General features: G+C 62.8%; 9 protein-coding genes. 2 read left to right on the top strand and 7 right to left on the bottom strand.

The features are described from left to right. The coding region (locus EN750_RS20020; RefSeq protein WP_281062310.1) for a DinB family protein at positions 1–170 on the bottom strand (170 nt) is incomplete at its 3' end. Between the two features lie 59 nt (positions 171–229). Here EN750_RS20020 and EN750_RS20015 point away from each other — a divergent pair. After that, positions 230–922, top strand: coding sequence for a glutathione S-transferase family protein (locus tag EN750_RS20015; protein ID WP_127397433.1), 693 nt, complete (start codon positions 230–232; stop codon positions 920–922). A gap of 11 nt (positions 923–933) precedes the next feature. On the opposite strand, the gene EN750_RS20010 is transcribed toward EN750_RS20015, so the two are convergent. Beyond that, positions 934–1,194 (bottom strand): DUF2934 domain-containing protein, encoded by a 261-nt coding sequence (locus EN750_RS20010; protein WP_127397432.1) that lies wholly within the window; start codon positions 1,192–1,194, stop codon positions 934–936. Positions 1,195–1,564: 370 nt separating this feature from the next. Between EN750_RS20010 and ndk the strand changes: the two genes are divergently transcribed. Then, the gene (gene ndk / locus EN750_RS20005; RefSeq protein WP_013532476.1) at positions 1,565–1,987 is read left to right on the top strand and encodes a nucleoside-diphosphate kinase; all 423 of its coding nucleotides are present in this window, start codon (positions 1,565–1,567) and stop codon (positions 1,985–1,987) included. Between the two features lie 64 nt (positions 1,988–2,051). On the opposite strand, the gene EN750_RS20000 is transcribed toward ndk, so the two are convergent. The 5 genes from EN750_RS20000 to EN750_RS19980 all read right to left on the bottom strand — a co-directional run. Then, the gene (locus EN750_RS20000; RefSeq protein WP_127397431.1) at positions 2,052–2,816 is read right to left on the bottom strand and encodes a YbaY family lipoprotein; all 765 of its coding nucleotides are present in this window, start codon (positions 2,814–2,816) and stop codon (positions 2,052–2,054) included. Between the two features lie 110 nt (positions 2,817–2,926). After that, complete coding sequence (locus EN750_RS19995) at positions 2,927–3,403, bottom strand: molybdenum cofactor biosynthesis protein MoaE (protein ID WP_127397430.1); 477 nt, start codon at positions 3,401–3,403, stop codon at positions 2,927–2,929. A 1-nt stretch (position 3,404) separates the two neighbouring features. Continuing rightward, complete coding sequence (gene moaD / locus EN750_RS19990; protein ID WP_127267618.1) at positions 3,405–3,662, bottom strand: molybdopterin converting factor subunit 1; 258 nt, start codon at positions 3,660–3,662, stop codon at positions 3,405–3,407. A 1-nt stretch (position 3,663) separates the two neighbouring features. Then, a complete protein-coding gene (pgsA, locus tag EN750_RS19985) occupies positions 3,664–4,260 on the bottom strand; it encodes a CDP-diacylglycerol--glycerol-3-phosphate 3-phosphatidyltransferase (protein ID WP_023673449.1) in 597 nt (198 codons plus the stop codon). A gap of 97 nt (positions 4,261–4,357) precedes the next feature. Further along, the coding region (locus EN750_RS19980; protein ID WP_145967785.1) for a helix-hairpin-helix domain-containing protein at positions 4,358–4,550 on the bottom strand (193 nt) is incomplete at its 5' end.

The raw sequence follows: 4,550 nt of genomic DNA, 5'->3' as shown, positions 1-4,550 counted from the left end.
ATCCAGATCCGGTCGGCCGTCAAAAGGTGGTTGAGCGTGCCCATCATCGAGCCGAAGAAGGCGCCGACATCGCGGTTGAATTCCTCGTCATCGAGTTCGGCGGCGGCATCATAGATGCGACCGTTGGCCCATTGATTATAGGCCGCAAACATCATGAAATGCTGTCTCATGGCTTCCCTCGGCTCACGTCGATGCGGGGCCTACCTAACCCGCAGGAACGCCGCCGCCAATGACCATTCTGCTCTATGATCTCGTCGGACGCGACACCACACGTCCGTTCAGCCCGCATTGCTGGAAGGTGGTGATGGCGCTTGCCCACAAGGGGCTCGACATATCGACCGTACCGACGCGCTTTCTCGAGGTGCCCGCTGTCGAGGGCGGCGTTTCGAAAACCGTTCCGGTGATCCGGGACGGCGAGACGGTCGTCGCGGATTCCTTCGCCATCGCGCTCTATCTCGATGAGGCCTATCCGGACCGGCCGACGCTGTTTGGCGGTGAAGGCGGCAAGGCGATGGCGCGCTTCGTCGAACGCTGGTCGCAAGTGACCATTCATCCCTACGTGACCACCGCGGCGATCATGGACCTCCATGCCATGCAGGACGCGGAAAACGCCGTCTATTTCCGCCAGAGCCGGGAGCAGCGTCTTGGCAAGCGGCTGGAGGAGGTGAAGGCCGCCAGGGAAGCTGGGCTCGGCAATTTCAGAGCCTCGCTGGAGCCATTGCGCTCGATGCTCTCCTATCAGCCATTCATCGGCGGCGCGGCGCCGCTGTTCAGCGACTATATCGTCTTCGGCGCCCTGCAATGGGCGCGCATAGCCTCGCCCTACCAACTGCTCGACGACGGCGACGTGGTGGCGCAGTGGTTCGCCCGCTGCCTCGACCTGCATGGCGGGCTGGGACGAAAGATCGCCGCCGCGGCTTGACGCCGTAAAGCTTACTTGGCCGCCGCCTTCTTTGGCTTGCCGGCCTTCGTGGCAGCCTTTGCCTCCTTGGGGGCGGCCTTTGCCTTGGCGGCGCCAGTTGCCTTCCTGGTTGGCTTTTTGGCCGCCGACTTGCCCCCGGCGTCCTCCTGGTCGACATCGGCGGCCGCCTGATGCCAATGGCGCTCATGATGTCCAGCCGGCTGGCCCTCTTGCAGCCAGAGCTGGTGCGCACGGTTGCGAATGCGTTCCTGACGATCGTCTGTCATGGTCATGGTGTCTCCATACGGCCCGACCTCAGCGCGGCGCCGACACGCGAGTATAGCAAGCAACGCGTTGCTGTGTAGCCGTCTGATCTCGGCTTCGGGAGCACAGAAAAGCGCAGCGGCCTGCCCTTCGCTATCGCTCCCTGCCCTTCGGGCGTTCAAACCCTTTGAAAGGTCCACTGGACCTTTCAATCCGCCCGAAGGCGGACCGGGCTTTCACCGTTCGTCGCTCGGAGCCAAGCAATTGGCTTTCCGTCCGCTTCGCGGACCATCCCTCACCCCTTTGGCCTCACCCCTTTGGCCTCACCCCTTGGCAATGGGCCGGGCGGCTTGTATAGAGCCCGCCACTCTCAATTCCATTCTCAGACAAGGACGACCCATGGCGCTCGAACGCACATTTTCCATGATCAAGCCGGACGCAACCCGGCGCAATCTCACTGGTGCCATCACCAGGATGCTGGAAGAGGCAGGCCTGCGCGTCATCGCCTCGCGCCGGGTCTGGATGAGCCGCCGCGAAGCGGAAGGCTTCTATGCCGTCCACAAGGACCGCCCCTTCTTCGGCGAACTGGTTGAATTCATGTCGTCGGCACCGACCGTCGTCCAGGTGCTGGAAGGCGAGAACGCCATTGCCAGGAACCGCGAAGTGATGGGCGCCACCAACCCGGCCAACGCCGCCGAAGGCACCATCCGCAAGGTTCACGCGCTGTCGATCGGCGAAAACTCGGTGCACGGCTCCGACGCGCCGGAGACCGCGGCAGAAGAGATCAAGTACTGGTTCTCGGACACCGAGATCGTCGGCTGAGCCGATAGTCCAGACCTTGGATTACGTGAAAAGGCCGGCGTTTCGCCGGCTTTTTCGTTGGGGGTCAGCTAGCGGCGCTGAAGCGCAGGATCTCGCGGCCATCCTTGTCTGATATGATGAGCTTGCCGGCATCGACACGGTATGACGCCGCCTTGGCCAGCGCATCGAACAGCGCCTTTTCCTCGGCCATCACCTCGGGCGCACAGGCCTTGTAGGTCGAGCCGATGTCCCTGATCGCGATCGTTTGCCCATCGAGTTTGGCGGTGGCGAAGTAGGTGTTGCAGGGGCCGCTGCCGCCCGCCTTGCCGGCCCCGCTGACCCTGAACGTCGCTTGCGGGGCAGCAATAGCGCCGATGCCGTCGATATAGTCGACCAGCCAGGGCTGGTCGAAGACGGAAGCCGTCGGCTCGGCACTCGGGGTGACCATCTTCAGCATGATGGTCTGCGGCACGTCGGCCAACGGATCGACCTGATGGCGCATATCGGAGATGAACAGCAGCTTGTCGTCGACGGTGATGCGGGCTTGCAACGCGTAAGTCATCTGCGACCGGATGACCGAAGGGTCGAATTTGATCTCGAAGCTGATCGGCACCTGGCCTGCCGGCTTTACTTGCTGCTCACCGATGATGGTGGCCGGCGCGTCGGCCAGCGACACGTCCGCCAGCTGGACGGAGAGCACGGCACTGGGCGGCAAGGCAATGCGCTCGCGATAGATCACCTCGCCTCTCACGGCCCTTTCGGTGGCAACAGACTGCTCCGGAACGGCCAATATGCCGACGACCAGAGGCACGAAACCGAAGATCAAGAACTCCGCGATCCTGTCCAGCATGACCATCTCCCTCACCCCGGGCTGCCAATGCCCCGGGCTGCCAATGCCGAGGCTGACCAATCCCGCCAATTGGCCAAAGGATTGCGGTCAATGCATGGCTGCGGCGGATCTTATTCGGACTGATACCAGCGTTGCGCGGCGCTTGCATCGGCTTCCTTGGCCTCGACCCAGCCACCCTCCGAGCCGTCAGCCCGATGCTCCTTCTTCCAGAAAGGCGCGCGCGATTTGAGATAGTCCATCAGAAAATTCGCCGCCTCGAACGCCGCATGGCGATGCGCCGAGGCTGCCACCACCAGCACGATGTTCTCGCCGGGCGCGATCTTCCCGTGGCGGTGGATGGCGGTGAGCCCCTGCAATGGCCAACGCTCGACCGCTTCAACAGCGATGCGGGCGATTTCCGCTTCGGCCATGCCGGGGTAGTGTTCGAGCTCGAGCGCTGAGAGCGCGCCCTGCTCGTCGCGGCAAAGGCCGGAGAAGGTCACCACGGCGCCGATATCGGCGCGGCCTTGCGTCAGTCTGGCGATCTCGGCGGCGACGTCAAAATCCTGGCGCTGAATGCGCACGACAGGCAAGACCGCGCCGCTCATGTCAGCCCCCGGTCATCGGCGGGAACAGCGCGATTTCGCGGGCGCCCGCGATCTTCTCGCGGTGCTCGACATGTTCCTGGTTGATGGCGACGCGGATCACGTCGGGATATTGCAGAGCGTGCTCGTAGCCATCGCCGCGCGATTTCAGCCAGCGCAGGAGATCGGTCACCGTCTCGATGCCCGCAGGCAGGTCGACATCCTCCTCAGCCATGCCGATGCGTTCGCGCACCCAGGCAAAATAGATGAGCCGTGTCGTCATCTCACTCGTCCATGATGTGCTTGAGGCCGGCGCGGAAATAATCGTAGCCGGTGTAGAGCGTGACCAACGCCGCGATCCACAGCAGAACCAGCCCGGTCTGCGTGGTCAGCGGAAAGATCTTGTCGCCGGCCGGTCCGGCCAAGAGGAACGCTATGGCGACCATCTGGATCGCGGTTTTCCATTTTGCCAACTGCGTCACCGGCACCGAGACTTTCAGCGCCGCCAGATACTCGCGCAGGCCCGAAACCAGGATTTCACGGCACAGGATGATGATCGCCGCCCACAACGACCAGCCGGCAATACCCGCATGGCGATCGGTATCGGCGGCCAGCAGCAGCAGGCATGTGGCGACCAGCAGCTTGTCGGCGATCGGGTCGAGCATCTTGCCGATGTTGGAGGTCTGCTGCCAGGCGCGTGCCAGATAGCCGTCCAGATAATCGGTGATCGAGGCGAGCAGGAAGATGATCAGCGCCGACCAGCGGGCAAAGTCGCTCGACTTCAGATGTCCTTCGAGAAAAAAGCACAGCACCACCAGCGGCACCGCGACGATGCGGGCGTAGGTGAGCATATTGGGCAGGTTGAACGCGCGCTTGGCCATGTCTGGGAAACTCTTTCTGCCTGCCTACTCAAATCAGATGCGAATGTAGGGGGTCAACAGGCCAGATTCGACAGGCCAGATGAAAGTGCCGGATTTTTCAACTCTCGTGGAAATGATTGTAGACCAGTTTCGCCACCTGTTCGGAAATTCCGTCGACTTTCCGCAGATCCTCGATGGCCGCGCGGCTGACCGCCTTGGCGGTGCCGAATGCCAGCAGCAATGCCCGCTTGCGGCCGGGACCGATGCCGCTGATCTCGTCGAGCGGGCTCTTGACCATCTCCTTCTTGCGG

The organism is Mesorhizobium sp. M7A.F.Ca.ET.027.03.2.1, assembly GCF_003999175.1.
Lineage (GTDB): Bacteria > Pseudomonadota > Alphaproteobacteria > Rhizobiales > Rhizobiaceae > Mesorhizobium.
Note: the sequence above shows the minus strand (reverse complement) of the source record. Positions and strands in the feature narration are given on the sequence as shown.